Consider the following 25560-nt stretch of genomic DNA (forward strand, 5'->3'; position numbering starts at 1 on the left):
TTTTTACAAAACATTCAAAACCTGCTCCTTAATTTTCTCCAATTCATCCTTCATCATCACGACCAATTTCTGCATTTGTGCATGGTTTGATTTTGAACCCATAGTATTGATCTCGCGGCCCATTTCCTGAGTAATAAAACCTAATTTTCTTCCATTTGCTTCAGAACCATTTAAAGTTTCAATAAAATAATCTAAATGATTCGTCAGGCGAACTTTTTCTTCCGTAATATCTAATTTCTCCAAATAATAGATTAATTCCTGCTCAAAACGGTTTTCATCAACATTTACCTGTAATTCAGAAATTGCAGTTTGTAATCGGTCTTTTATTGCCTGAACGCGTTCTGGGTCCAATGCCAAAGCATCGTTCATATATTGACGAATATTTCCAACGCGAAGATTAAATTCCTTTTCCAGGGATTCGCCTTCATCTTTTCTGAAATTTAAGATATTTTGAAGTGCTTCATCAATAATAATCTGAATTTGTTCCCAGTCATTTTCGTCGATTTCCTCACGTTCTGTTTTTAATGTGTCAGGCATACGAACGGCCATTTTCATTAATTCAGTTTCATCAGCATCAGCATAGACTTCTCTCAATTGTGCGATATAGTTTTTTACAACAGGAACATTTACTTTAGTTGAGGTTTGTTCTGCAGTACTTTCTATATAAATAGCAAAATCAATTTTTCCTCTTTCAAGCCTGGTAGAGATTTGAGTTCTTAAACCTAATTCCATTTCACGGTAAACCGAAGGCATTCTTACGTTTAAATCTAAACCTTTACTATTTAAGGATTTTACTTCAACGGTAATTTTTTTTGTAGGCAATTGCAAAGAAGCTTTGCCAAACCCTGTCATAGATTGTATCATATAATGAGTATAAAGGCGCAAAGATAAATAAAACTTTTCTGTATTCGATTGCAAATTAATGTTCAGGCACAGTTTTCAGTCGGGCAGAAAAAATATTAAGTTTTCAGCTTAAAGCATTTATTACTTCGGTTACATTTTTTTGGCTGTTGCCGATGTAAATTTTGCCGTCAATAATAAAAACCGGACGGCTTAAAAATGTATAATGTTCTAATATGTATTTTTTAAAATCAGCTTCAGTCAAAGATTTATTTTTTAAATCCATTGACTTATATAATTGTGCTTTTTTACTGAACAGCGCTTCATAACTTCCGGAAAGTTTATACATTTCTTCTAATTCCGCTTCCGTAATCGGATCTTGTTTGATGTCATGAAAAACTAAATTGTTTTCCGGAAGACTTTTAATGATTTTACGGCAAGTATCGCACGATGCTAAATAGTATATTTTGTTCATGATTTTATGATTTTGTTAGATTGCAAAGAAAATCCATTTGAAACTTAAAATTGTCTAATTTAGAAAAAAAAATAAAATTATGACTTCAGTTTTTGAAACCCAAAAAACTATTCGGGAAATTCTTTTGAAGGTGTTGGACCATTATTCATTAGAACAGTTAAATAAAATTCCGGATGGCTTTAAAAATAATTTGATTTGGAATATAGGGCACTGTATTGCTTCACAGCAAATTTTAGTTTATAAATTATCAGGTTTACCAATGCATGTAACCGATGAATTTATCGGAAAATATTCAAAAGGAACAAAGCCTGAAGCCGATGTTTTGCAAGAAGAAGCAGATGAAATTAGAGAGATGCTAATTAAAACCCTGCAGCAAACAGAGAATGATTATAAAAACAATGTCTTTGTTAATTATAATCCATATAGAACCAGTATGGGTTTTGACCTTACAAATGTTCAGGAAGCCTTAAATTTTGTTAGTTATCATGAAGGAATTCATACTGGAATTATAATGAGTATTGGAAAATTTGTTTAAAAAAAAATCCCGCCTGTTAGCGGGATTTTTTTATTCTATAATTGTTTCTATAGTTACTTTCATTGCGCCTGCGCCTTTGAACTTTGTAATCTCCATAAAAGCCCGTTTAGATAAGTCTATTTCGCGGGTTTTTACAAATGGTCCGCGATCCGTAATTTTTACTATTACAAATTTTCCATTAGCTTCATTCGTTACTTTGACTCTTGTTCCAAAAGGAAGTTTTTTATGCGCTGCAGTATATTTGTTATTATTAAATCTGCTGCCGTCAGCTGTTTTTTTACCATTAAAACGATCAGCATAGTAGGAGGCATGAGCGTTTTTTTTATAAGTTTTTAATTTTAAACCTTTATCTGTAAACACAGAATCTGCTGGTAATGCAATAATATTTGGTTTTGCATTTTTTACAGTATCCTGAATAACTTTTGGTTCAGTAGTAGGTTTGGTCTGGCTTACAACATATGTAAAACAACTTATTAAAGTTGTTGCAAGCGTTGTAATTACAATGTTTTTTTTGTTTTTCATGGGTTATTTTTTTCAGACTTGGGGAGTTTGTACAAATAATATGCCATTATAAAAAAAGTCCTACAATTTAGGACTTTTATGGGGTTAGAACCAAAGGCTCCAAGGTATTCTACTTAAAATTAGGATTAATCCTAATCCATAATAAATTGCAAAGGTTTTAAATTTAGCTTCACTGTTTATTAGTTTTTTATGTTTTGACCATCCGATAGTTATTAAAACGATGGCAATAAGATTTATTAATGGGTGTTCTAATGATGTTAATCTTAAAGCTGCATTAGACATTTGGCCGAAAGCATCTTTTCCTAATGGTGAAACAAAATAAAGGATTAATCCAATTAATAATTGTGTATGTGTTCCAATTAAAGCAAATAAGGAAATTTTACGATCTTTTGCTGTGAATTCTTTTTTAGAGGTCAAGCCGATAATGGCATTGATTACGGCAAACAATAAAAGCAATAATGCTAAATACGCCCAGCCAGAATGAAGCTTTTGAATAAAATGATACATAAACTGTGATTTTTTGTTAAAAACAAATATAACAAAATTGGTCAAAAAAAAACGGCATTGGACTTAAAAGTCAATGCCGTTTATGATATTTATTTAGATTCTAAATATTAGAAATCGTAACGTAAGCTAAAGTTCCAAGTTCTTCCGAAACCAAAGTATACTTGGTTATTTGTAGAAATACCTTTGTAAGTTGGCTGAGTTGGGTAATCAGCAGCAAAGAAGTTTGTTTTTGCTTCAGCAATGTATGTATAATCAAAAACGTTGTTTACGTTTAATCTGAAACCTACTGAATTGCTTTTTTGTTTACCAACTAACCATTTGTAAGATAAACCAGCATCAACTAAACCATAAGAAGGTAATTGTAAAGAACCTCTGTTAGTTGCAGATGTAAAGTTACCTGGAGAAATTGCTGCATATAATTTGTCATTATAGTTATAGTTTGCATCAATGTTGAAACGTGTTAAAATTTCGTATGTTGCTCCTACAGCAGCTGTTAGTTGAGCAGCGTCACCAACTTTTACACCATCAAGATAAAGAGTTGTAGTTGTTCCTCCACCAATTGGATTGTTTGCTGAATCATAACGGTTACTTGTACTTGTTCCGTCATATTTCCAATCTCCAATAGAGAACATACCATTGATTTTAAGTTTGTCAGTAACTTTAGCATTACCTTCGAACTCAATACCTGAGTGAATTTCAGTAATTCCTGAGAAATCATAGTAACCTCCAGGGTTTGAAGCATCACCATCATTTGATCTTTGGTATCTGTCTTTCCAAGATGTACGGTAAACGTTTACTGTAGCATTGAAAATTCTAGAACGGAAACCGTAACCAGCTTCTAAACCGAAGATTTTTTCGTTAGTTAAGTTACCATTAACCAATGATGCATTGTTTGGATAAACAGCATTAAAAAATGGTTGTTTTGAATAATAACCTGTGTTAAAGTAAACATTATGCTGATCGTTAATGTTATAGTTAGCACCACCTTTTACGTTACCACCAAGAATATTTTCGTAATCTGTGCTTGATAATGGATTTGAAGATAAATATTTGAAATAATCAACTCTTTTAAATCCTTGTTGAGAAAGAGCTCCTTGAACAAAAACAGTTAAGTTATCGTTAGAGTATTCTAATTGTGTGAAACCACCATACCATCTTACATCACCATCATTATAGAAGTTAATTTTCTGTTCAGAATCTGTGCTTTTGAAAACGTTCCAAGCTGGGTAAGTTGAATAAGTTCCTGTTAAAACTCTATTTGGATTATTTGTATCAAGGTTATCTATATAAGAATCTGCTCCTAAAAGATTATTTACGTTTTGATAGTGAATACCTTTGTAACCTCTTACATCGATACCAAGATCCCAGGTTAAATGATCAGAAAACTTTTTATCAAAGTTAACAATTGCACCATACCAGTTGTGTGAGTTAACAGATGAAATTTGAGAAATACCTGATGTATTATTGTAAACATATGGAGATGTTGCTGTTCCTGCACCAGTTCTACCAGTTGAAACACTATTTTGGAATTGTCCGCTTGCGCCGTTAGTTAAACGAGTATAGCTTGTTCCGTTAATAGTTATAGGCTGACCTGAATTGTATGCTACAATTTTATCATAATCAATTAGACCATCAGCAGTTCTAAAAGCATCATTATTGTAATTAAGACCTCTAATACCACCTGCTGCTCTAGAACCTCCTCCACGTCCAAAAGAAACGTAAGCTACAGTTGATAATTTTGAAGTTTCATTAATTTTATAATCCCAGTTTAAAGATACGATTGGCTTATGATAGTAATTTCTTGTCATGTTAAATGATTGTCCATTTTTATATCCCCAATCAGAGTTATATTTAATGTTTGGATCATCTACTGAACCGTATTTTTGATACTGTGCAATTGTAATAAATGTTGATCTTTGATCGTGCCATTGTGGAGCACCAGTTATTGTAAGCTGGAAATCATGTTTGTCGTTCTTTGTAGTATAACCAAGTCCGATATAGTAATTGTCTCCATTAAATTTTGTTCCATCAACATATCCATCACCTTGAGTATGGCTGTATAAAATAGATGCAGAGAATCCGCTTTCTAGTTTACCTGTGTTATAAGAAACATTTGATTTAAAATAATTATCGTTTCCTAATGAAGTACCTACTGTACCGCCTTGTTTTAAGTCAGAAGCTTTAGTAACATAGTTCATTGTTCCTCCAACAGAAGCAATTGCTAATTTTGAAGATCCTAAACCTCTTTGTACCTGAAGAGCAGAAGTTACGTCTGATAAACCAGCCCAGTTACTCCAGTAAACAGCTCCGTTTTCCATATCGTTAACCGGCATACCATTAACCATTACGGCAATGTTATTTTGACTAAAACCACGAATATTGATTCTTGAATCTCCAAATCCACCACCTGATTTAGTAACGTATACAGAAGGCGTGCTTTTTAAAATTTCAGGAAGTTCCTGGTTTCCTAATTTTTCTTGGATTTCAGCAGCTTTAATTGTAGAAACAGCAACCGGAGTTTTTCTGTCTTTTGCAATATCTACAACTGTACTTTTAACAACGATTTCACTTAATTCATTTGAATTAGAAGCTAAAACGATTGTTCCTAAATTTGTAGAACCATTTACTGTAAATTTTACAGTCTGGCTTTGATAACCTAAGTAAGAGATAACGATTTCTCCTGTACTTGTTGAAGATTCGATAGTAAATTTACCATCGAAATCTGTTGAAGTCGCTGCGCTTGATCCTTTGATCAAAACGTTAGCGCCTGGTAATGAACCTGTACCATCGGTAATAGTACCAGTAACTTTTCCTTGAGAAAATACGGTTGAAACTATCATAAAAAATAGTCCAGTAAGTAACCAATTTTTCATTTTCTTCATTTGTTCTTTAAGTTTATTGTTTTTGGCAAAATTATAACAATAAAATCAGATAATGTTATCAAAATGTTAAGAAAAATAAGTTTTACAGTTTGTGCTGCATATTAAAATGAATTTTTCTATTTTCTTTAAATAAAATCATCATTTATTGAATTTTAATATTTGTATTTTGTTAAAATGATAATATTTTAATCGGTTTTGTAGTGCTAAACTTGCAATTATTATTAGAAATTGGCAATATTGGTATTGTTTTATACGAAAAAACGCCTTAATTTTTGTAAATCAAGGCGTTTCAAAATGTTATAAAATATTACTTTCTAATTCTTATTTATTTTTCAAAAAATGATTCAATAGAAATGAAGTTGAGCTGTCATGAGTCTTAACATTTTTAGAATTAATTTCATCTAAAATGGAATTTGCTAATTGTTTCCCTAGTTCAACTCCCCACTGGTCAAAACTGAAAATGTTCCAAATAACACCCTGAACAAAGATCTTGTGTTCGTACAAGGCAATTAAAGAACCTAAAGATTTAGGTGTTAATTTATGAACCAAAATGGTATTAGTTGGTTTGTTTCCCGTAAAAACTTTAAAAGGCAGTAAATAAGAAGCTTTTTCTGCAGAAAGTCCTTGTTTATCAAATTCTGCCTGAACCTGAGATGGAGTTTTACCATTCATTAAAGCTTCTGTCTGAGCGAAAAAGTTTGACATTAATTTATTGTGGTGGTCTTCGTTTCCGTAAAGCGGTTTTACAAATCCAATAAAATCAGTTGGAATTATTTTTGTTCCCTGATGAATTAATTGGAAAAATGCATGCTGAGAATTTGTTCCCGGTTCTCCCCAGATAATTGTTCCCGTTTGGTAATTAACAGGTTTTCCGTCGCGGCCAACACTTTTTCCGTTACTTTCCATAGTTGCCTGCTGGAGGTACGGAGCTAATTTTGATAAATATTGTGTATAGGGAATCAAAGCCTCGCTTTCTGCTCCAAAAAAGTTATTGTACCAGATACTCAGTAAAGCAAGAATTACCGGAATGTTTTTATCAGATTCTGCTGATTTAAAATGTTCGTCCATTTCATTTGCTCCCACTAATAACTGGTTGTAATTATCAAAACCAATTGCCAGTGCGATGCTTAAACCAACAGCACTCCAAAGCGAAAATCTTCCGCCAACCCAATCCCACATTGGGAAAATGTTATCTGGATTAATTCCGAATTCTGTTACTTTTTGGATATTTGTCGAAACCGCCACAAAATGTTTTGCAACATCTTCCTGTTTTGCCGATTTCAAAAACCATTCTCTGATAGTTTCAGAATTTGATAAAGTTTCCTGAGTTGTAAAAGTTTTAGAAACGATTAAAAATAATGTTGTTTCCGGATTTAATTTCTTAATTATTTCATTTACATGGTCGCCGTCAACATTTGAAACAAAATGTGTGTTTAGGTGATTTTTATAAAATTGCAAAGCTTCAACCGCCATAACAGGACCAAGATCAGAACCTCCAATTCCAATATTTACAATATCCGTAAAAGCTTTTCCGGTAAAACCTTTTCTTTCTCCCGAAATTACTTCGTTTGTAAAGTTTTTAATTTTGTTTTTTACTTCATAAACTTCCGGAATTACATTTTCACCGTCAACTTTTATTACTGCTGATTCCGGTGCACGCAAAGCGGTATGCAAAACTGCTCTGTTTTCAGTTTGATTGATTAATTCTCCTCCAAAATATTGCGCAATTGCATCTTTTAATCCAATAGAATCTGCCAATTTTAATAAAAGAGAAATTGTTTCCTGGCTGATATTATTTTTAGAATAATCAACTAAAAAGTCATTCCATTGTAAGTTGAATTTTTCTGCACGGGCATTATCCTGCTGAAATAATTCTTGTATCGTAGTTTCGCGAATTGCGTTATAGTGGTTTTGCAGATTTTTCCACGCTTCAGTCCCGGTTGGGTTTGTTGTGTTTAAAGCCATTTTATTTTTATTATTGAGATTGTTTTTTTAGAATCACAAAAATACTCAAATAACTTTTAATAGGGTAATGCTTCATGATTATATAACAATTAGTTGCGAAAACGTTTTATAATCTGTTTCATAATTTTTTCGGACAACTTTTGTCGTGACTGATTTTTTTCTTGTGTTGTATTGGTTACAACATATTTGAGGTTGTTATTTTAGGAAGAAACAGTAAATATAAATAGGTATTTTACTGCCAGACTTTCCACCACGGCTTTTTTACTTCAATAGCTTTTCCTGATTTATTGATTTCAATTCTTTTCGGAGATTCCAGTTTTATTTTTGAATCATCAAAAAACATTTCGCCGCTTTCACTCATTCCAATCGGAAGTTTGGTTCTTTCTTTCCAGTCTTCAGTTTGTAATTCCGGAATTAGCGCGTCATTGATTTTTTCGCGAAAGCGTTTTTCAGCTTTTTCAATAATTTCTTCTTCAATGTTTGAAGTTGAATTTTTAAAAAGTGGAATTGAATTTTCGGGAATATGAAGAAGAAAAATCTGTGTTTTGCTGTCTTTTTCCTGAATGTCTAAAACTTTAAAAAAGGCATCGGCTAAAAGATAATGTCCAATTTTTGCCGAATCAGGATTAAAAACCGATAAATCTTTAGCGTCGGCGCTGGCGATTAAGTAGCGTAAATTTCCAGAAAGTCCTCCGCCCAGACGGGTCATATCTGTAAATCCTTTTTCTTTAATAATCTGTCCAATCTTATAGTTGGAAATCAAATTTTCTGGAAGATTGGTGTCTCTGTAAAATAGTTTTAAACCAGAAAAAGTTTCATTAAATATAGATTCGATTCTTTTCATGACTCTGCTATTTTTTTAAATCGTTACAAATTGCCAATACTGTCCAATTCTCTTTTTAAAGGTTCGATCTGTTTAAAGAAACGTGTTTTGTCATTTCCGGTTAAAGATTCTCCGGTTGGTAAATTCAATCGAAGCGCATCAACCTGAACACCGTTTTTCCAGAAACGATAACAAACGTGTGGGCCAGAAGCTAAACCTGTACTTCCCACTAAGCCAATTGTTTGTCCTTGTGTAACGCGCTGTCCGCGGCGAACTAAAATTCTGGACATGTGCAGATATTGAGTAGAGTAAGTTCCGTTGTGTTTTACTTTTACAAAGTTTCCGTTTCCGGCCGTATATCCTGTTGCTTCAACAACTCCGGATGCCGTTGTAGAAATTGGCGTTCCGGTTGGAGCTGCATAATCGGTTCCTTTATGGGCTTTCCATGTATGTTGTACAGGATGGAATCTGTTCATTGTAAAACGTGAAGTGATTCGGCTGAATTTGATTGGTGTTTTTAAGAAAAAGTTTTTCAGCGTTTTTCCTTCGTCATCATAATATTCAATTTTTCCCGAAAGAGTATCTTTTTCAAAAGGAAAAGCATAAACGATTTTTCCTTTATATTCAAAAAATGCGGCTTCAAGATCTTCTACACCGTCATACGTTTTTCCGTTGATAAAACGTTCCGTAAAAATTAAACCGTAACGATCTCCTTTTTTAAGTTTAAAGAAGTCAATCGACCATGAAAAAACTTTTGTAATCCTGCTGGCAAGAGCTGTTTCTACATCTTCATCTCCCAAAGTTTCAGATAATGAAGTTTTTAAAACACCGCCAATAATTTTTCTTTTTAAAGTAACCGGTTTTATTTTTTTATAAGCCTTTGCAATGCTGTCTCGTAAATCGATTACATAATAAGTCAGAGCGTCTGGCTGATAAATAAATACCTGTAAATTGTTTGTTTTGTTTTTTGAACGAAGCAGTGTAAAGGGTTTGTTGTACCGAATGGTTCTTACATCAAAAGTATCTTTTACTTGTTCGACAATATCGAATACTTTTTTGTCGCCAATGTTTTGACTCTGGATAATAGATCCAAAAGAATCTCCTTTAGAAATGGTGTCATTAACCACATTAAAATCAGCGTAATTAAAACCAAACTCTACTTTTTTAGTTTTTGGTTTTGTAATTTTAATTTCAACTTTTTCTTCAGTTTTATTACATGAAAATATTGAAAATAATACTATTATAATTACGAATGCTTTTTTCAAACTTTTAAATTTTTGCAGGAAACTATAGTGGATTTTCATTTCCCCAATTGGACAATTCTTCTTCGGTCCACAATTTAGGAAAAAAGATGCGTCTTTGGTATTTTGGATGCATATATTTTTGCCAGTCACTTCCGCCGGTTGCTTCACCATTTCCTTTTCCGCTTTCCAAAATATATTTTATAGCAGTATTTAAGTGCTGCATAACCCAGGTAATGTTCACCGTATGATCATAATGGCGCATTGCTTTAATCAGTTCAGGATTCTGCTGGTCTTCAATTGGTAACTGAGTAAATTTCTGCCAGATGTTTTTCGTTTTGAACGAAGCCATTTGTCTTAAAAACTGATCTTTATATTTTTTTTCAAACTCATTTAGCAAATATGATTTTTCACCTGTATGATAATCTTTACCGGCAGCCTGCCAGTATAAATGTTCAAAACTGGTTTCGAGATCAGTATTTTCGTCAAAGTCTGCTTTATATCGGCGGTCTGTTAAATTGATTACATCTGTAGAGGCAAATTCGATCAGTCTATATTGCGCACTCTGAAAACCGCTTGCAGGAGTTAAGGTATTTCTAAATTTCATGTATTGATCTACTTCCATTCCGTTTTCCATAATACTGAATGAATTGGTAAGCATGTCAAAATAACGGGTGATTCTTGAAAGTCTTTCGCTGAAAAAATCAACCTGAATATTTTGTGTGTCAGCGATCTGATCGATTTCCCACAAAATCATTTTAAAAATTAATTCATTTACCTGATGATACATGATAAATACCATTTCGTCAGGAAGGGTTGTGCGTTGTGTTTGTAAATTTAAAAGAGCGTCTGTTTGTATATAATCCCAATAAGTAATGGGTTTTGACCAAAGTAATCCTTGTAACTGAACATCAGTTTTTTGGTTTATTGCTTGAAATTTTAGGTCAATTTCTTTTAAAATTGATTCTGAATGATCAGTAAGGTTCATTATTTTTTAACTTTAAACGGATTTCTCAATCCTTTATATTCATCAAGATCTGCTTTAAGAGATCCGACAGCTAAATCCGCTTTTATTCTAATAGGAACTTTGTTGTCGTCGTCTGTAATCCAGAGTGTTAAGCTTTCTTTTTCTTTAAAAACTCTTCCTGTTTGTACCAGTGGTTTAAAAACCATCGTAGAAACCGTTCCAAATTTAGTTGTAATATCTTGACGGCCTACATATTTTAACTTAAATTTTGTGATTTCGTCATCAAAAAACATATCAATAGTAATCGATTCGCCAGATTTTAATTTATCGATATTAGGATGGTTTCTTAAAAAATAAAATGAAGAAACAATATCCTGAACATTGTCTGTAATTACAATCGTTTTTTCGGTTTTTCTTTTATAGTCTTTTACTAAAACTTTATTTTCATTCTGGTTGAAAAAACCTTCTTGGTTTTTTGTATAACCGCCTTCGTCAATTTTTCTCACAAAGCGATACGGAGAGCCATTTTCTTTATCAAAATAGCTTTCGTATAAATCTTCAACTTTGAAGAAAAATTTTGACATTCCCGTTGTAAATCCTTTGCCTATAGCATGATGGACTTTTTTATTATTGATAGTGGCATCTTTAACTTCAAGAGTTGCATAGCCGGCATTTACGATTCCGTAATGAATTCTGAATTTGAAATATTCCCCCGTGCCAAAAGCATCTTCTTTTTGAGTATCGAAACTAAATGCAGAGAGAATTAATATAATGAGGATGAACTTTTTCATAGTACATTTTTTACATTCTGTTATAAAGATAAAGAAATGCAAATTCTATTCCAAATGTACTAAAACAAAAAAACTCAGTCAAGAAGACTGAGTTTTTATGCTATTAACTAACCAAAAAACTATAAATTATGAAATTTATATCAATTCAGAAGGAAACCACCCCTTCTTGATTTGCGAGTGCAAAGATAGACAGAAAGTTCAAAAATTAAATAGCAAAAGTCAAGTTTAACATAACATTTGCATAAAAATCAATGATTTACAGAGAATTTTTCTGCATAATGCAAAAATAATGCGTTTTTATAGTGTTCCTCTCAATTCTTGTTCTCTTTCAATTGATTCAAAAAGAGCTTTAAAGTTTCCTGCGCCAAACCCTTTTGCGCCCATTCTTTGAATAATTTCAAAGAAAAGGGTAGGTCTGTCCTGAACAGGCTTGGTAAATATTTGTAAAAGATATCCATCTTCATCAGCATCGACCATGATCGCCAGTTTTTCAATTTCATTTAAATCTTCTTTCATCATGTCCATGTGTACACCCAACCTTTCTGGAATTGCTTCGTAATAAGTATGGGGCGGAGCTGATAAAAATTCGACACCACGTGCTTTTAATGCCGAAACAGTTTTAATAATATCATCTGTTGCAATGGCGATATGCTGAATTCCGGGTCCGCCATAAAAATCTAAATATTCTTCAATCTGCGATTTTTTCTTTCCTTCTGCCGGTTCATTGATTGGAAATTTAATTCTTCCATTTCCGTTCGACATTACTTTACTCATCAAAGCAGAATATTCTGTGTTGATTTGTTTGTCATCAAAAGAAAGGAAATTCACAAAGCCCATTACTTCTTCGTAGAATTTTACCCAAGTATTCATTTCATTCCAACCCACATTCCCAACCATGTGATCAATATATTTCAATCCTGTTGGTTCCGGATTAAAATCTGATTTCCATTCTTTGTATCCCGGAAGGAAAACTCCATTGTAATTTTTTCTTTCAACAAAAATGTGAACTGTTTCTCCGTAAGTGTAAATTCCGGAACGAACAACTTCTCCAAATTCATCTTTTTCAACAGTTGGCTCCATAAAAGAACGTGCACCGCGTTTCATCGTTTCTTCGTAAGATTTTGTAGCATCTTCTACCCAAAGTGCTGCAACTTTTACTCCGTCACCATGTTTTTTCAAATGTTCGTTTATTGGAGAATCAGCTGTTAAAGGTGTTGTCAAAACAATTCTGATTTTATCTTGTTTTAAAACATAAGAAGCTTTGTCTCTTACTCCGGTTTCAAGTCCGGCATATGCCAATGACTGATATCCAAATGCAGATTTGTAATAATGTGCAGCCTGTTTTGCATTTCCTACATAAAATTCTACATAATCTGTTCCTAATAATGGAAGGAAATCTTGTGCTCCTTCAAAGATTTTTTCTAATCCGTATTCTACTGATTTTACTTGTTTCATAATTAGATAATTTGTCAATTAGAAAATTAGATAATTTTGGAAATGAGATAATGTAGATAATTTTCTAATTGTCACATTTTCTAATTTCTAATTCCTCTTAGATGTTGATATTATTTTATTTAAAATTTTTAAAATTTCTGATAATTCATTTAATAAATCTTTACAATTTGGATAGGCTTTGTGAGCGTCACATATAAACAACCAATATTCCGTTTCGTCCGCCTCTTTAATTGCAATTTTTAATTTATGAATAAAATCTGCCTTGCTTTCTGCGTTTTGAGATTCTTTTGAATTGGCTCCAATTGATGTTCCGCTTTTTAATAACTGATTTGCAATCACGAATTTCTTTTGATCTTGAAGTTCGGTTGTGTAGTCAATTATATTTAATGCAAAATTGAATGTTTTTATTAAAAGAGCATTGTCTTTATACTTCTCGTTGAAAGTCATTTTGTTTAATTTGATAATTAGAGAATGTGTTAATTAGATAATTAATTCTGTAAGTTTAAAATTACAATATTTGATTATTAAATTGCCACATTTCCTAATTTTCTAATTATCAAATTATCACATTGATTAATTATTCAGTCCACGATTTATAATATTGTCCATCGTCTAGACCCATTGCTTCTTCCGTAACCATTAAAGGTCTGAAAGTATCAACCATAACAGCTAATTCCTGAGTTTCTTTATGGCCAATACTGCGTTCCATTGCACCTGGTGCCGGACCATGTGGAATTCCTTTTGGGTGCAGAGTGATATGGCCCTGCTCAATATTATTACGACTCATAAAATCACCATCAACATAATAGAGAACTTCATCTGAATCAATATTGCTGTGATTATATGGTGCCGGAATCGCTTTTGGATGATAATCGTAAAGTCTTGGGCAGAAAGAACAAACAACAAAAGCTGCTGTTTCAAAAGTTTGGTGTACCGGAGGCGGCTGGTGTACACGTCCGGTTATAGGTTCAAAATTGTGAATCGAAAATCCATAAGGGAAATTATAACCATCCCAGCCCACAACGTCAAAAGGATGCGCTGCATAAACCACTTCGTGAATCATGCCTTCTTTTTTGATTTTAATCAAAAAATCACCTTTTTCGTCGTGTGTTTCCAATTCATTTGGCAGGATAAAATCACGCTCGCAAAATGGAGAATGTTCTAAATGCTGTCCGGATTGGTTTTTATAACGTTTTGGAGTATAAAATGGAGAATATGATTCTACATAAAATAGTCGGTTTTCTTCTGTTTCAAAATCAATTTGATAAATAATACCGCGTGGAATAATTAAATAATCGCCATATTCAAACGGAATATTTCCTAACATGGTTCTTAATTTTCCTTTTCCTTTATGGATGAAAAGCATTTCATCGGCATCGGCATTTTTATAGAAATAATTTCGAAGCGATTCTTTTGGCGCTGCTAAACCAATAATACAGTCTTTGTTGACTAACATTGCTTTTCGGCTGTCCAGAAAATCATTTTCAGGTTTCAATTCAAAACCTTTAAACAAAAGGGATTTTATGTTTTTTCCGATTGCAATTTTTGGTTCAACCGAATAAGAGTTTAGTATTTCTTTAACCTGCGTTGGTCTGTGAACATGATAAGATAGAGACGAATGTCCGTGAAAACCTTCTGTTCCAAACAGCTGTTCATAATAAAATCCGCCGTTTGGTTTTTCGAATTGCGTGTGTCTTTTTTGAGGGAAATCCCCAAGTTTATGATATAGTGGCATGGCTTTTTCAATTAGATAATTTGTAAATTAGATAATTCGAAAATTTGAATTGAAGAATAGATAATCAGGTCAATTTTCAATTGACTAATTATCTCAATTCGGTAGAGCCATTATTCAGGATTTCTCTTGATGAGGAATTGAAGATACTCTAATAAACCTGTCCAATTTGTTTTCATTATAACAAATGTCGTAATTTTTATTGATCAAAATTACATATTATATTATTTATAACATAAAATATTTCCAAAAAATCAGTTTAGAAAGTAAATCCAATGCTAAACCAGGTAAAGCTTTTTGACATTTCCGGCGACCACGATTGTTTAACTTCAATAGGACCAATTATAGTTTCTAATCCGTAACCCACTGCGTAGCCTGAATATTTAGGCATAGAGATCCAGTCTACCGTTGTAAAAATGTCGTCTCCAAGATTGGCAAAATTGGCAGAAAAATTTACGTGATTTTTTTTCAGAATTTCATAGTCTAAAGTAATGTCAGCTTTTATAAAACTATTTCCGGCAATACTTAAGAAATCATATCCATAAAAATAATTGAAATTATTGATTTTGTTGTATCCAAAACCTCCCAGTATAAAATCAAAAAAGGCAATACTGTCGCTTCCAATATTAAATCCTGCATCGGCACCAATTTTTACTGTAGCTCTTCTGAATAAAGTTCTGGCTGCCGCTACTTCTGCTTTTGCAATAGAAAAGGGTTTGAATTTATTGGTATAATCTGATGAGGCTAAATAAGTTTGCAGATCTGATGAAAAATATAATCCCGAACGAGGAAAACTTTTGTTATCAAACGAATCGTATTTTAAATAACCAAAAACACTAAAATAATTACTTTTATCGATTATGTTTTCTGTGTTTGAAAGTGTAGGCGAGTTTATCTTCAGGTATTTATATTCCAAACCTCCGCCCATTAAAAACTTCTGCACAAAAATGGTCTGAAAATAAGCCTGATTATTCAAATCCAAAAAATCAACATTTATTAAGTTTAGGTTTGGATTTTCTGAAATTATTCCGCTCAGACTTGTGGTGACATTTCGATTAAACTGATTTAATCTGGAACGAAAACCAAAACTGATGTTGAAACCATTTTCTACATAATAGTTGAAGTCATATCTAAAATTATCTCCCAAAATAATGTCAAGCGAAGTAACATCATTTTTTAAGAATGTTTTTTTATGGGTCAGGTTCAGCAATACGGCACTTTTATAAAGACCGTCATAATGCAGGCCGAGTTTTAAATAAGTCTGTGTTGGATTTTCTTTTAAAACTAAATCAAGATCATCTTTTGCACCGTCTGGCTGTAAACAATAAGAAATAGTGCTAAAGTTTTGAGTAGCATTCAAATTATTGATTCCGGTTTTCAGATCATCATATGTAATGGTGCTTCCGGGTTTAAAACGAAGTTTTCCCCGAATATATTCTTTAGTATAATTGTCTAATCTGTCTGTGTTTATTTTTTGTATCTGAATGGTATCAGTTGCTACTTTTAATTTTGGTTTTTTGTAAAAGTTGTCTTCGTTTACCAAAGATTTAATTTTTTCATAAACGGCAAAAGCAGCTTCTTCACCTTTTCTGATTATTTCCTCTCCTTTGTCAAATGAAATTACACCATAATCACGAATGTCCGGTTTTATATAAACATCGGTATCCTTTATTTTGCTTTTCATTTTATCGATCGACTGCAGATTGGTAATCTGAACCAGGATTCTGGTAGCATTTTTTAAGTTTTTTCGCTTCATTAAATCATCCTGAACATCAACACCAATTATAATGTCAGCGCCAAGATTACGAACTTCCTTAATTGGGTAATTGTTTACAACGCCCCCGTCGACCAATAAATTTCCGTCGATTTCTACAGGAGTAAAAAGAGAAGGAAAAGCGGCACTTGCCATCATGGCCTGAACGAGATTTCCTTTATTCAGCAATACTTCTTCACCGGTTTCAATATTGGTTCCTATACATAAAAACGGAGTTGGCAGTTTATTAAAATCACGAATATGACGCACATTTCGGGTTAAACTGCTTAATAGATTATAATTGTACATTCCTTTTGAAAGTGCTTCGGGAATGCCGACTCTGAAATTACTAAACGGCAAAACAATGGCGTACAATTCGTCATTTTTTTTGCCATAAAAGTTTTTTGAAGAACGCGGAATATAATCGTTTATTAATTCATCGAAATTGGTTTTTTTGAAAATAGAATCAATTTGTGAAGCATTATATCCGGAAGCGTAAAGTCCGCCAATAACAGATCCCATACTCGTTCCTCCAATATAATCGATTTTGATTCCGGCTTCTTCCAAAACTTTTAAAACACCAATGTGGGCAAAACCTTTGGCACCGCCGCCGCTTAAAACCAAACCAATTTTTGGTCTTTTTATACTGTCTTGTTTTATTTCCTGCGAAAATGATTTTTCTGCCGGCAATAAAAACATAAAAAGCACAGCTGCCAGGCTCCAAACGGAATTTGAAGAAAATCCTTTTGAAAAATTATTTGGAACGGACAACTGATTTAGGCGCATAAAGAATTACTAATTGGTTTTGTAAAAGTCGACAATTTTTTTGGCTTTTGATGCTCCGATAACGGCAGATATTTCTTTTTCTGATGCTAATTTCAATCTTTTAACACTTTTGAAATGTTGTATTAATGTCAGCATTGTTTTTTCGCCAATTCCCGGGATACTTTCTACAGAAGAATTAAGTGCAGCTTTGCTTCGTTTGTCACGGTGAAATGTGATTCCGAATCGGTGTGCTTCATTTCGCAATTGCTGAATTACTTTTAAGGTCTCTGATTTTTTATCTAAATAAAGCGGAATAGAATCGCCCGGATAAAATAATTCTTCAAGACGTTTTGCGATTCCAATAATGGCGACTTTTCCTCTTAAACCTAATTCATCAATACTTTTCAGGGCAGAAGATAACTGTCCTTTTCCACCGTCAATAATTATTAATTGCGGTAAAGGTTCATTTTCGTCTAATAATCTTTTGTAACGACGGTATACGATTTCGGTCATCGAAGCAAAATCGTCCGGACCTTCAACCGTTTTTACATTAAAATGACGGTAATCTTTTTTGCTCGGTTTTCCATCTTTAAAAACTACGCAGGCCGCAACCGGATTTGTTCCCTGAATATTGGAGTTATCAAAACATTCTATATGTCGGGGTTCAGCCGGAAGGCGTAAATCTTTCTGCATCTGCGCCATGATCCGGTTGGTGTGTCTGTCCGGATCAACAATTTGTAATTGCTTCAGTTGTTCAATCCGGTAGAATTTCGCATTACGAATCGATAAATCTAAAATCTGTTTTTTGTCTCCAAGCTGCGGAACGGTGGTTTTAATGTTTTCGCCCAGATCAATTTCAAAAGGAACAATGATTTCTTTTGACATTAACTGAAAACGCTCACGAAGCTCAACAATCGCCAGTTCTAATAATTCCTCATCACTTTCATCCAGTTTTTTCTTCATTTCTAAAGTGTGCGAACGAATAATCGAGCCATGGGAAATTTGCAAAAAGTTGACATAAGCCGCACTTTCATCTGAAACAATCGAAAACACATCAATATTTGTGATTTTTGGATTTACAATCGTCGATCTTGATTGGTAATTTTCGAGGATTTCTATTTTTTCTTTGATTTTCTGTGCTTCTTCAAAACGTAAATCCTGCGCATATTGATTCATTAAGCGCTTGAAATCTTTCATGCTTTCCTTAAAATTTCCTTTCAAAATTTCCCGGATTGCATCGACTTGTCTCTGGTAATTTTCCAAAGATTCAATGCCTTCGCATGGTCCTTTGCAATTGCCGATATGATATTCCAGACATACTTTAAATTTACCCGAATCAATATTTGATTTACTCAAATCGTAGTTGCAGGTTCTTAACGGATACAGTTCTTTTATTAAATCCAGAATGGTATAAACCATTTTAAAATTAGTATACGGACCAAAATATTCAGATCCGTCTTTTATCATTCTTCTGGTCAGGAATATTCTTGAAAAAGGTTCTTTTTTAATGCAGATCCACGGATAACTTTTGTCATCTCGCAGTAATACATTGTATCTTGGCTGAAGCGTTTTAATTAAATTGTTTTCTAATAAAAGCGCATCAGTTTCTGTGGGAACAACAATGTGTTTTATAGTTACGATTTTTCTAACCAAAACATTAGTTTTCCTTGTGTCGTGTATTTTATTGAAGTAAGAGGAGACTCTTTTTTTTAAATTTTTGGCTTTGCCTACATATAAAATTTTCCCGTCTTTATCATAATATTGATACACACCGGGATTGTCCGGTAAGGTGAGAATTTGTAGATCTAAGGACGGTTGTGACATTCTTTTTTATTTCTGAAGATAGTTGAAAAGCGTTTTAAAAAAACCATTCTGATTCCTGAAAAAAGCTTAACAGTGATTTAGTTTCAAATTTACGAAATCAAAAGAATAATTTCTATATTTAGATTTTATAATTCTACATGAAAAATAGTAAGCCCCTTGTTATTTTCGGTGAATCAATTTTGCCGGGAGAACATAAAACCATAAATGTCGAAATAGCGCGATTACATACTACAACAAAACTTAATATTCCTGTAATTGTGCGCCGCTCAAAGCTTGAAGGCCCAGTTGTTTTGTTTTCGGCAGGAATTCACGGCGACGAAATTAATGGTGTTGAAATCGTTCGGCAGATTATCAGTAAAAAAATAAATCGTCCGGTAAGAGGAACTATTATTTGTATTCCAATTATCAATATGTATGGTTTTGTGAATAAATCACGCGAGTTTCCTGACGGCCGCGACTTAAACAGGGTTTTTCCGGGAAGTAAGAAAGGTTCTCTCGCCAGCAGATTTGCTTATCATATTGTAGAAGAAATTTTACCGATTATAGATTACGCTGTCGATTTTCATGCCGGAGGAGCAAGCCGTTTTAATGTTCCGCAGATTCGAATTACCGAAAACAATATGGAATTGAAATTACTGGCGGATATTTTTAGTGCGCCTTTTACGCTTTATTCAAAAAATATTGGCGGTTCTTTTAGAAATACCTGTGAGAAAGCCAATATAAAAATGCTGCTTTTTGAAGGAGGAAAATCGCTCGATATAAATGATTCTGTGGCTAATGAAGGCATCAAAGGAGTAAAGCGATTACTGAATTATCTTAATATGCTTGAACCAAAACACATTATCGAACCGGCTGCTGAGTCTTCTATTTATATAAAATATTCGGTCTGGCTTCGTGCAAAATGTTCCGGTCTGCTCCATGATTATAATATGGTTGGTAAATTTGTAACCAAAGGAACTATATTGGCGATTATTACAGATCCGTTTGGAAAGTTTGAACAAAAAGTAAAAGCACCGCATGACGGATATGTTATTAATGCCAATCATTCGCCAATTGTTTACGAAGGCGACGCTATTTATCACGTATCTAAAAATTCTCCTTTAAATGACGACGAGTAAAAAAGAATTACGAATTCACTATAAAAATCTTCGGGCAGCACTTTCTGAAAATGATATCGAAGAAAAAAGTCTGGCAATTGCCAACAATTTAATTCGGCTGCCTATTTGGGATAAAACCTATTACCATGTTTTTCTTCCAATTGTAGAACAAAAAGAAATTGATACCGAATTTATTCTCCATTTACTTTCGGGAAAAGATAAAGAAATCGTGATCTCAAAAAGTGATTTTGAAACCAGGGAAATGGCTCATTTTTTGTTAACAGATAATACCAAAATCAAAAAAAACGAATATAATATTCCAGAACCGGTAAACGGACTTCCGGTTCCGACTCAAAATATCGAAGTTGTTTTTGTACCGCTTTTGGCTTTTGATATTTTTGGGAATAGAATTGGTTATGGAAAAGGTTTTTATGATAAATTTTTAGCCGGCTGCAAACCTGAAACTATAAAAATTGGTCTTTCTTTTTTTGAATCAGTCAGTCAAATCGATGATGTTTTTGAATCGGATATCAAATTAGATTATTGTGTAACGCCTGAAAAGGTTTATAATTTTATTTGAGATTGTTTTGCCGCGAATTATACGAATTAATTTTATCTGAGATTTTTTGCCGCGAATTACAAGAATTGCACAAACTTTTTTGCCGTTTTAAATTTCCACAACGCATATCGTAGAGACGCACCGCAGTGCGTCTACGCCCAGCATATCGACAAATGGTAGGTAGACGCACTGCGGTGCGTCTCTACGATATGCGATCGTTTAAAAAAATCCAAACTCCAATTTATAATTTTGGAATTTGGAATTTATATTTTTAGAATTTAAAATTTTATTTTACTTCTTTAATAGTTGAAGCATCAATCCAGCCTTCCGTGCCGTCTGTTAATTCGATTTTTTTCCATTTGCCGACAGTTTCCATAACGTAAACTTTTGCACCTTCATGAAGCAGAAAAATTGCAGAACCCGCTTTTTGAGGTTCGCTTCTGACTTCACTTAATTCTGCAAAAACAATAGCAGGGCGATCGTTATCAAAATGATCTTTTTCAGACATTCCGGCTGAAACGCTTAAGATTAAAGCAACCAAGAGAATAAACATCCCAATGAAATAAATTCTTTTGGTAATACTAAGCTGCGAAAAATAATACCCAATAAAACTCAGCAAAAACAAAAAGCCAATAGCAACAGAAATTTTTGCCCATTGATTGTAATCAAAAATACCGGTAAAGTTCTGGATCAGTTTTGCGAATCCCACTTTTGGAACTTCTTTAATCTCATCGATTGTTAGTTTTTTGGCAAATTTCAGGTTATTTAAAGTCTCAGCATCATTTGGTTTTAATACTAAAGCTTTTTCATAATTATAAATAGAAGGTGCAGCTTTATTGAGTTTATAATAACTGTTTGCCAGATTAAAATACAACTCAGCCGACTGCTGTTTATTTTCTTTAATAATATCTTCATAAACCTGAACAGCTTCCTGATATTGTCCCTTTTGGTAAAAAGCATTTCCTTTCTCAAAGCTGCTCTGAGCAAAGAAAACCTGTGAAATTAATAAAAAGAGATAAAGTATGTTTTTCATTCGTATTTTTTTAAACCTGTCGGATTTTGAATAAATTAAACTAAACGATTTGTTTTTCTAATGCTGAAATAATCAAAACCGCTTTATCATAATCCTGCTGAATCGAAGCACTTGATGCCGGAGCATAACGCGCAAATTCGCAGTTTTCAGTCAAATTAAGGAAATCCTGAACCGTTTCCGGATTTGTGTTTCTCGATAAAAGCAGTTCACGAATATTGTCTTTACTCATTTCTGAGGTTTCAATATGCAGTTTTGCTTTTAAGAAATTATGCATTGCCTTTTCTAATGCAATATAAAATGCTTCTTTATTATTAAGTTGTTTTTTAGCCTGCGATAAATATTTCTTCGCAAGTTTATTGTTCATTCTGATTCGGTTTCCTGTAATATCGCTGTCAATTGCTTCTTTTTTCTTCTTAGCCAAAATAATTATCGGAATAATGGCAAAAGGGAAAAACAATAATATATAATACAGATCTGAACCATAGAAATCATCTTTAGCAATGCTGACTAAAGTTGTTTTTGGTTTAATATATTTGAATTGTTCTGTTTTCGTAATTACGTTTTTAGATGCATTTGAAGGATTCGCTTCTGCTAAAGTTGGTCCGTCTAATACATCAACCATAATTTCAGGAGAAGTTATGGTTTTGTACGATCCTGTACTCAAATCAAAATACGAAAAGGTCATTGGCTTAATTGCGTATTTTCCTTTGTATTGTGGAATAATAGTGTATTTGTCTGTAATTTTTCCAGACATTCCGGACAATGAAGTGGTTACTTTTTCGTCATGAACCGGATCATACATTTCTAATGCATTTGGCACAACAGGTTTTGGCAGTGTAAACAATTTCATGTTTCCTGTTCCCGAGGCGCTTACCAGCAAGTCCAGCCCTTCACCACTTTTTAATGTTGTTCTCGATGGTGTAACCCTAAAACTAAAATTACCAACTGCACCTGTAAAACCTTCTGGTTTTCCAGTTTCAGGAAGAGGTCTTACGCTTATCGTTCTCGCACCTGTAGTTACTACTTTATTATCTTCGGCAATAATCATCTGACCAAACATATCGCGGCGATTAGTTGGCAATTGTACGCCAATATCTAATGAAAGCGGTTCAATAGTTAATCTCCCTGATTTTTGAGGATATAAAATAGTTTTCTTTAATACTACATAATGACATCTTTGACCCTGGTAACTTCCTTCTTCCATTGTCAATTGTTTGATATCAATGTTTTGATTCCAAAAATCGTTGTATTTAGGTTTTGCAAGTTCCCGGAATCCGGTAACTCCTATTTCATTAAAATATAGTTTATAAACAACCGTAATAGGTTCGTTTAAGTAAGGTGTAGTTTTAGAAACCTCTGCAACTAATTTTAATAATTCAGTTCCTGAGCCTCCCTGCTGCCTGTAATCGTTAGGATCTCTTTCTTGTGCAACAGCATTCGTAACAGTTACTTTTATGGGAGACGTTTTGTAAATCTGTCCATTATATTCTATAGCAGCCTGTTTAATAATTACAGTTCCTTTTCTCTCAGGCTGTAAAATATAGGAATATATTTTTTGAAAAGAGCTTCGTCCGTTTACCCAGGACTGGCTGATTTGCTGGCTTGGTCCGGCAACAAGTTTAAAACCTTCAAATGCCGGCTGGTCAAAATTATCTCCGTCAACATTCATGATGAAATCGATACGCAGTCTTTCGTTAAGTCCAAGCGTGTTTTTACTTACTCTGGCTTCAAACTGAACCTGAGCCATAAGTCCTTGAAAAGTGAATAGTAATAAAATTAAATATCTTTTCATTAATGTTTGTCAGTTTTTGTTAACTGTTTAATTGTTAATTTGTTTAATCGTTTTTTTTATTGTTTTATTGTTTGATCGAATTAACAGTTAAACGAATACACGATTAACCAAAAAACTACCAGTCTTTCTCTGGTTTTTTAGGATTTGATTTTACTTTTTGGGCGTTTACTTTATCTTGAATTTTCTTTTCCTCATTGTTTACTGCATCCAGTAAATTCTGGACACGTTCTTTTGAAATTCCGCCAGGCATAGGTTTTGGCTCTCCCTTATTGTCAGACTTATCGTCTTTCTTCGGGTCGTTTTTACCATCCTTTTTGTCTTTGTCTTTATCGCCCTTGTCGTCTTTTTTATCTTTGTCCTTGTCCTTATCTTTATTTTTGTCTTTGTCCTTGTCTTTATTTTTATCCTTGTCTTTGTCTTTGTCCTTATCCTTATTCTTGTCTTTATTTTTATCGTTTTTCGGAGGATTTTCCTTTAGCTTTTGTTTGGCATACGCGTAATTATAACGCGTTTCATCATCCGTCGGGTCATTGCGCAAAGCTTCTTTGTAGGCCTCAACTGCCTTTGTATAATCTTTCTCTTTCATAAAGACATTTCCGAGATTATGATATGCTTTATGCTTTTCAGTTCTTGTTTTAGCAATTTTTATCGCATTTGCGTAAGCATATTTTGCCTCAGAAGCCTGATCTTGTCTGTAAATAGAGTTCCCTAAGTTATAAGCACCAGCCGCACGTTTAGAAAATTTTGATGCCGAAATCCTGTAATTTGCTTCTGCATCACTAAATTTATTCTGCTTATATTCTTCATTGGCATCAGGCAATGTCTTGTCTTTTTCCTGTGCAGAAACTGCAAAAGGAAGCGTTAGTAAAATATAAAGAAGTAAATTTTTCATTCTGATTTTTTATGTTTTTTGTTCCGAATCTGAGCGGAATCTTTATTTCTTTTCGTTGAATAAATTCAACTCTTTTATCCAGTTTGTTTTTCTTTCCAAAAGGAAAATATCTACAAATAACAGCAGGAACCCAAAACCAATGAACCACTGAAACTGCGATTGAAAATCGGCCATTTGTGTCGATTCAAATTCGGTTTTCTGAATATTGTTCAAAGCATTTTTGATATATTCCAAAACTTCTTTGGTATTTCCTCCATAAACATATCCGCCTTTTGTGGCTTTTGCAATCGTTCTTAAACCTTCCTGATTTAGTTTTGTAATAACAGTCTGCCCGTTTTGATCTTTTTGATAATTTTTAACGATGCCGTTTTCTCTTAACGGAATTGTTCCTCCTCTTTCTGTTCCAACACCAATTGTAATAATCTTCATTCCAAGTTTATTGGCTTCTTCCGCAGCTGCAGAAGCGCCTTCGGAATGATCTTCACCATCAGAAATTAAAATCAGAAGTTTACTCGTTTTGCTTTTTTCATCAAAATAAGTCGATGATAACCGAATCGCTTCATCAAGAGAAGTTCCCTGAGATGAAACCATATCCGGGCTCATACTTTGCAGGAACATTTTTGCCACACTGTAATCAGATGTTATGGGTAAAACCGGAAAGGCACTTCCTGCGTAAGCTACAATTCCAATTCTGTCGCTTCCTAATGAGTTGATAATCTGCGAGACTAACTGTTTGCTTTTCTCTAAACGACTTGGCGCAACATCTTCGGCAAGCATACTTTTAGAAACGTCTACCGCAAAAACAATATCAATACCTTCACGTTTTACAGTTTCCATTTTTGTTCCAATTTTCGGATTTACCAAACCGATAATCAAACACGCCAATGCCAAAAGCAAAATCGATAATTTTAAAACCGGTTTAAAAACAGATCGTTCCGGACTTAGTTTTTTCACCATTTCCAAATCACCAAATTCGCGTTGTTTTTTTCTTTTCCAATACATATTGAAAAGGAAAATACACACCACAATTGGGAGTAAGAGTAAGAGATATAAATATTTTTTTTCGTCTAATTCCATAAAATTTTAAATTCCAATATTTAAATTCCAAAT

Annotated in this window: 22 protein-coding genes; 3 read left to right on the top strand and 19 right to left on the bottom strand. The window is 33.4% G+C overall.

What is annotated here, in order from left to right; translation table 11 throughout:
• Window positions 1–3: 3 nt before the first annotated feature.
• Together ASE21_RS08235 and ASE21_RS08240 are read right to left on the bottom strand one after the other, a co-directional pair.
• Entirely contained in the window at window positions 4–864 is an 861-nt protein-coding gene (locus tag ASE21_RS08235; protein WP_057122118.1) for a YicC/YloC family endoribonuclease, read from the bottom strand.
• A 103-nt stretch (window positions 865–967) separates the two neighbouring features.
• Complete coding sequence (locus tag ASE21_RS08240) at window positions 968–1315, bottom strand: arsenate reductase family protein (RefSeq protein ID WP_057122119.1); 348 nt, start codon at window positions 1313–1315, stop codon at window positions 968–970.
• 79 nt (window positions 1316–1394) lie between these two features.
• Here ASE21_RS08240 and ASE21_RS08245 point away from each other — a divergent pair, with 79 nt between their 5' ends.
• Window positions 1395–1850 carry a DinB family protein gene (locus ASE21_RS08245; RefSeq protein ID WP_057122120.1) on the top strand — a complete coding sequence of 152 codons (456 nt, stop codon included), beginning with the start codon at window positions 1395–1397 and terminating at the stop codon, window positions 1848–1850.
• 30 nt (window positions 1851–1880) lie between these two features.
• On the opposite strand, the gene ASE21_RS08250 is transcribed toward ASE21_RS08245, so the two are convergent.
• The 13 genes from ASE21_RS08250 to uvrC all read right to left on the bottom strand — a co-directional run bounded on the left by ASE21_RS08250 (window position 1881) and on the right by uvrC (window position 19077).
• On the bottom strand, window positions 1881–2372 hold the full coding sequence (locus ASE21_RS08250; RefSeq protein ID WP_057122121.1) for a septal ring lytic transglycosylase RlpA family protein: 492 nt from the start codon (window positions 2370–2372) through the stop codon (window positions 1881–1883).
• 84 nt (window positions 2373–2456) lie between these two features.
• A complete protein-coding gene (locus ASE21_RS08255; protein ID WP_057122122.1) occupies window positions 2457–2879 on the bottom strand; it encodes a hypothetical protein in 423 nt (140 codons plus the stop codon).
• Window positions 2880–2986: 107 nt separating this feature from the next.
• Window positions 2987–5761, bottom strand: a complete 2775-nt coding sequence (locus ASE21_RS08260) for a TonB-dependent receptor (protein ID WP_057122123.1) — start codon at window positions 5759–5761, stop codon at window positions 2987–2989.
• A 321-nt stretch (window positions 5762–6082) separates the two neighbouring features.
• Window positions 6083–7726, bottom strand: coding sequence for a glucose-6-phosphate isomerase (gene pgi, locus ASE21_RS08265; protein WP_057122124.1), 1644 nt, complete (start codon window positions 7724–7726; stop codon window positions 6083–6085).
• A gap of 232 nt (window positions 7727–7958) precedes the next feature.
• A complete protein-coding gene (locus ASE21_RS08270; RefSeq protein ID WP_057122125.1) occupies window positions 7959–8570 on the bottom strand; it encodes a hypothetical protein in 612 nt (203 codons plus the stop codon).
• Window positions 8571–8593: 23 nt separating this feature from the next.
• Window positions 8594–9814 (bottom strand): M23 family metallopeptidase, encoded by a 1221-nt coding sequence (locus tag ASE21_RS08275; RefSeq protein ID WP_057122367.1) that lies wholly within the window; start codon window positions 9812–9814, stop codon window positions 8594–8596.
• 22 nt (window positions 9815–9836) lie between these two features.
• Complete coding sequence (locus ASE21_RS08280) at window positions 9837–10778, bottom strand: tryptophan 2,3-dioxygenase family protein (RefSeq protein ID WP_057122126.1); 942 nt, start codon at window positions 10776–10778, stop codon at window positions 9837–9839.
• Window positions 10778–11548 carry a DUF3108 domain-containing protein gene (locus tag ASE21_RS08285; RefSeq protein WP_057122127.1) on the bottom strand — a complete coding sequence of 257 codons (771 nt, stop codon included), beginning with the start codon at window positions 11546–11548 and terminating at the stop codon, window positions 10778–10780. The genes ASE21_RS08280 and ASE21_RS08285 overlap by 1 nt, the downstream gene beginning before the upstream one ends.
• A 297-nt stretch (window positions 11549–11845) precedes the next feature.
• Window positions 11846–13006, bottom strand: coding sequence for a 4-hydroxyphenylpyruvate dioxygenase (gene hppD / locus ASE21_RS08290; RefSeq protein WP_057122368.1), 1161 nt, complete (start codon window positions 13004–13006; stop codon window positions 11846–11848).
• 84 nt (window positions 13007–13090) lie between these two features.
• Window positions 13091–13450 (bottom strand): four helix bundle protein, encoded by a 360-nt coding sequence (locus ASE21_RS08295; protein ID WP_057122128.1) that lies wholly within the window; start codon window positions 13448–13450, stop codon window positions 13091–13093.
• A gap of 130 nt (window positions 13451–13580) precedes the next feature.
• Window positions 13581–14738, bottom strand: a complete 1158-nt coding sequence (locus ASE21_RS08300; protein WP_057122129.1) for a homogentisate 1,2-dioxygenase — start codon at window positions 14736–14738, stop codon at window positions 13581–13583.
• Window positions 14739–14994: 256 nt separating this feature from the next.
• Window positions 14995–17274 carry a patatin-like phospholipase family protein gene (locus tag ASE21_RS08305; RefSeq protein ID WP_082603451.1) on the bottom strand — a complete coding sequence of 760 codons (2280 nt, stop codon included), beginning with the start codon at window positions 17272–17274 and terminating at the stop codon, window positions 14995–14997.
• A 9-nt stretch (window positions 17275–17283) separates the two neighbouring features.
• Complete coding sequence (uvrC, locus tag ASE21_RS08310; protein ID WP_057122130.1) at window positions 17284–19077, bottom strand: excinuclease ABC subunit UvrC; 1794 nt, start codon at window positions 19075–19077, stop codon at window positions 17284–17286.
• A 137-nt stretch (window positions 19078–19214) separates the two neighbouring features.
• On the opposite strand from uvrC, the gene ASE21_RS08315 reads away from it, so the two are divergent.
• A complete protein-coding gene (locus tag ASE21_RS08315) occupies window positions 19215–20195 on the top strand; it encodes a succinylglutamate desuccinylase/aspartoacylase family protein (RefSeq protein ID WP_057122131.1) in 981 nt (326 codons plus the stop codon).
• A complete protein-coding gene (locus tag ASE21_RS08320; protein WP_057122132.1) occupies window positions 20182–20754 on the top strand; it encodes a 5-formyltetrahydrofolate cyclo-ligase in 573 nt (190 codons plus the stop codon). The genes ASE21_RS08315 and ASE21_RS08320 overlap by 14 nt, the downstream gene beginning before the upstream one ends.
• 265 nt (window positions 20755–21019) lie before the next feature.
• Here the strand turns inward: ASE21_RS08320 and ASE21_RS08325 are convergent, their stop codons facing one another.
• The 4 genes from ASE21_RS08325 to ASE21_RS08340 all read right to left on the bottom strand — a co-directional run bounded on the left by ASE21_RS08325 (window position 21020) and on the right by ASE21_RS08340 (window position 25527).
• Window positions 21020–21766, bottom strand: coding sequence for a tetratricopeptide repeat protein (locus tag ASE21_RS08325; RefSeq protein WP_057122133.1), 747 nt, complete (start codon window positions 21764–21766; stop codon window positions 21020–21022).
• A 40-nt stretch (window positions 21767–21806) separates the two neighbouring features.
• Window positions 21807–23558: a BatD family protein gene (locus ASE21_RS08330; protein ID WP_057122134.1), complete on the bottom strand. Its 1752-nt coding sequence runs from the start codon at window positions 23556–23558 to the stop codon at window positions 21807–21809.
• 115 nt (window positions 23559–23673) lie between these two features.
• Window positions 23674–24450, bottom strand: a complete 777-nt coding sequence (locus ASE21_RS08335; RefSeq protein ID WP_057122135.1) for a tetratricopeptide repeat protein — start codon at window positions 24448–24450, stop codon at window positions 23674–23676.
• 42 nt (window positions 24451–24492) lie between these two features.
• Window positions 24493–25527 (bottom strand): VWA domain-containing protein, encoded by a 1035-nt coding sequence (locus ASE21_RS08340; protein WP_057122136.1) that lies wholly within the window; start codon window positions 25525–25527, stop codon window positions 24493–24495.
• Between the last annotated feature and the right edge of the window lie 33 nt (window positions 25528–25560).

The sequence above is a fragment of the Flavobacterium sp. Root901 genome, from assembly GCF_001429765.1.
In the GTDB taxonomy this organism is placed as follows: Bacteria; Bacteroidota; Bacteroidia; order Flavobacteriales; family Flavobacteriaceae; genus Flavobacterium.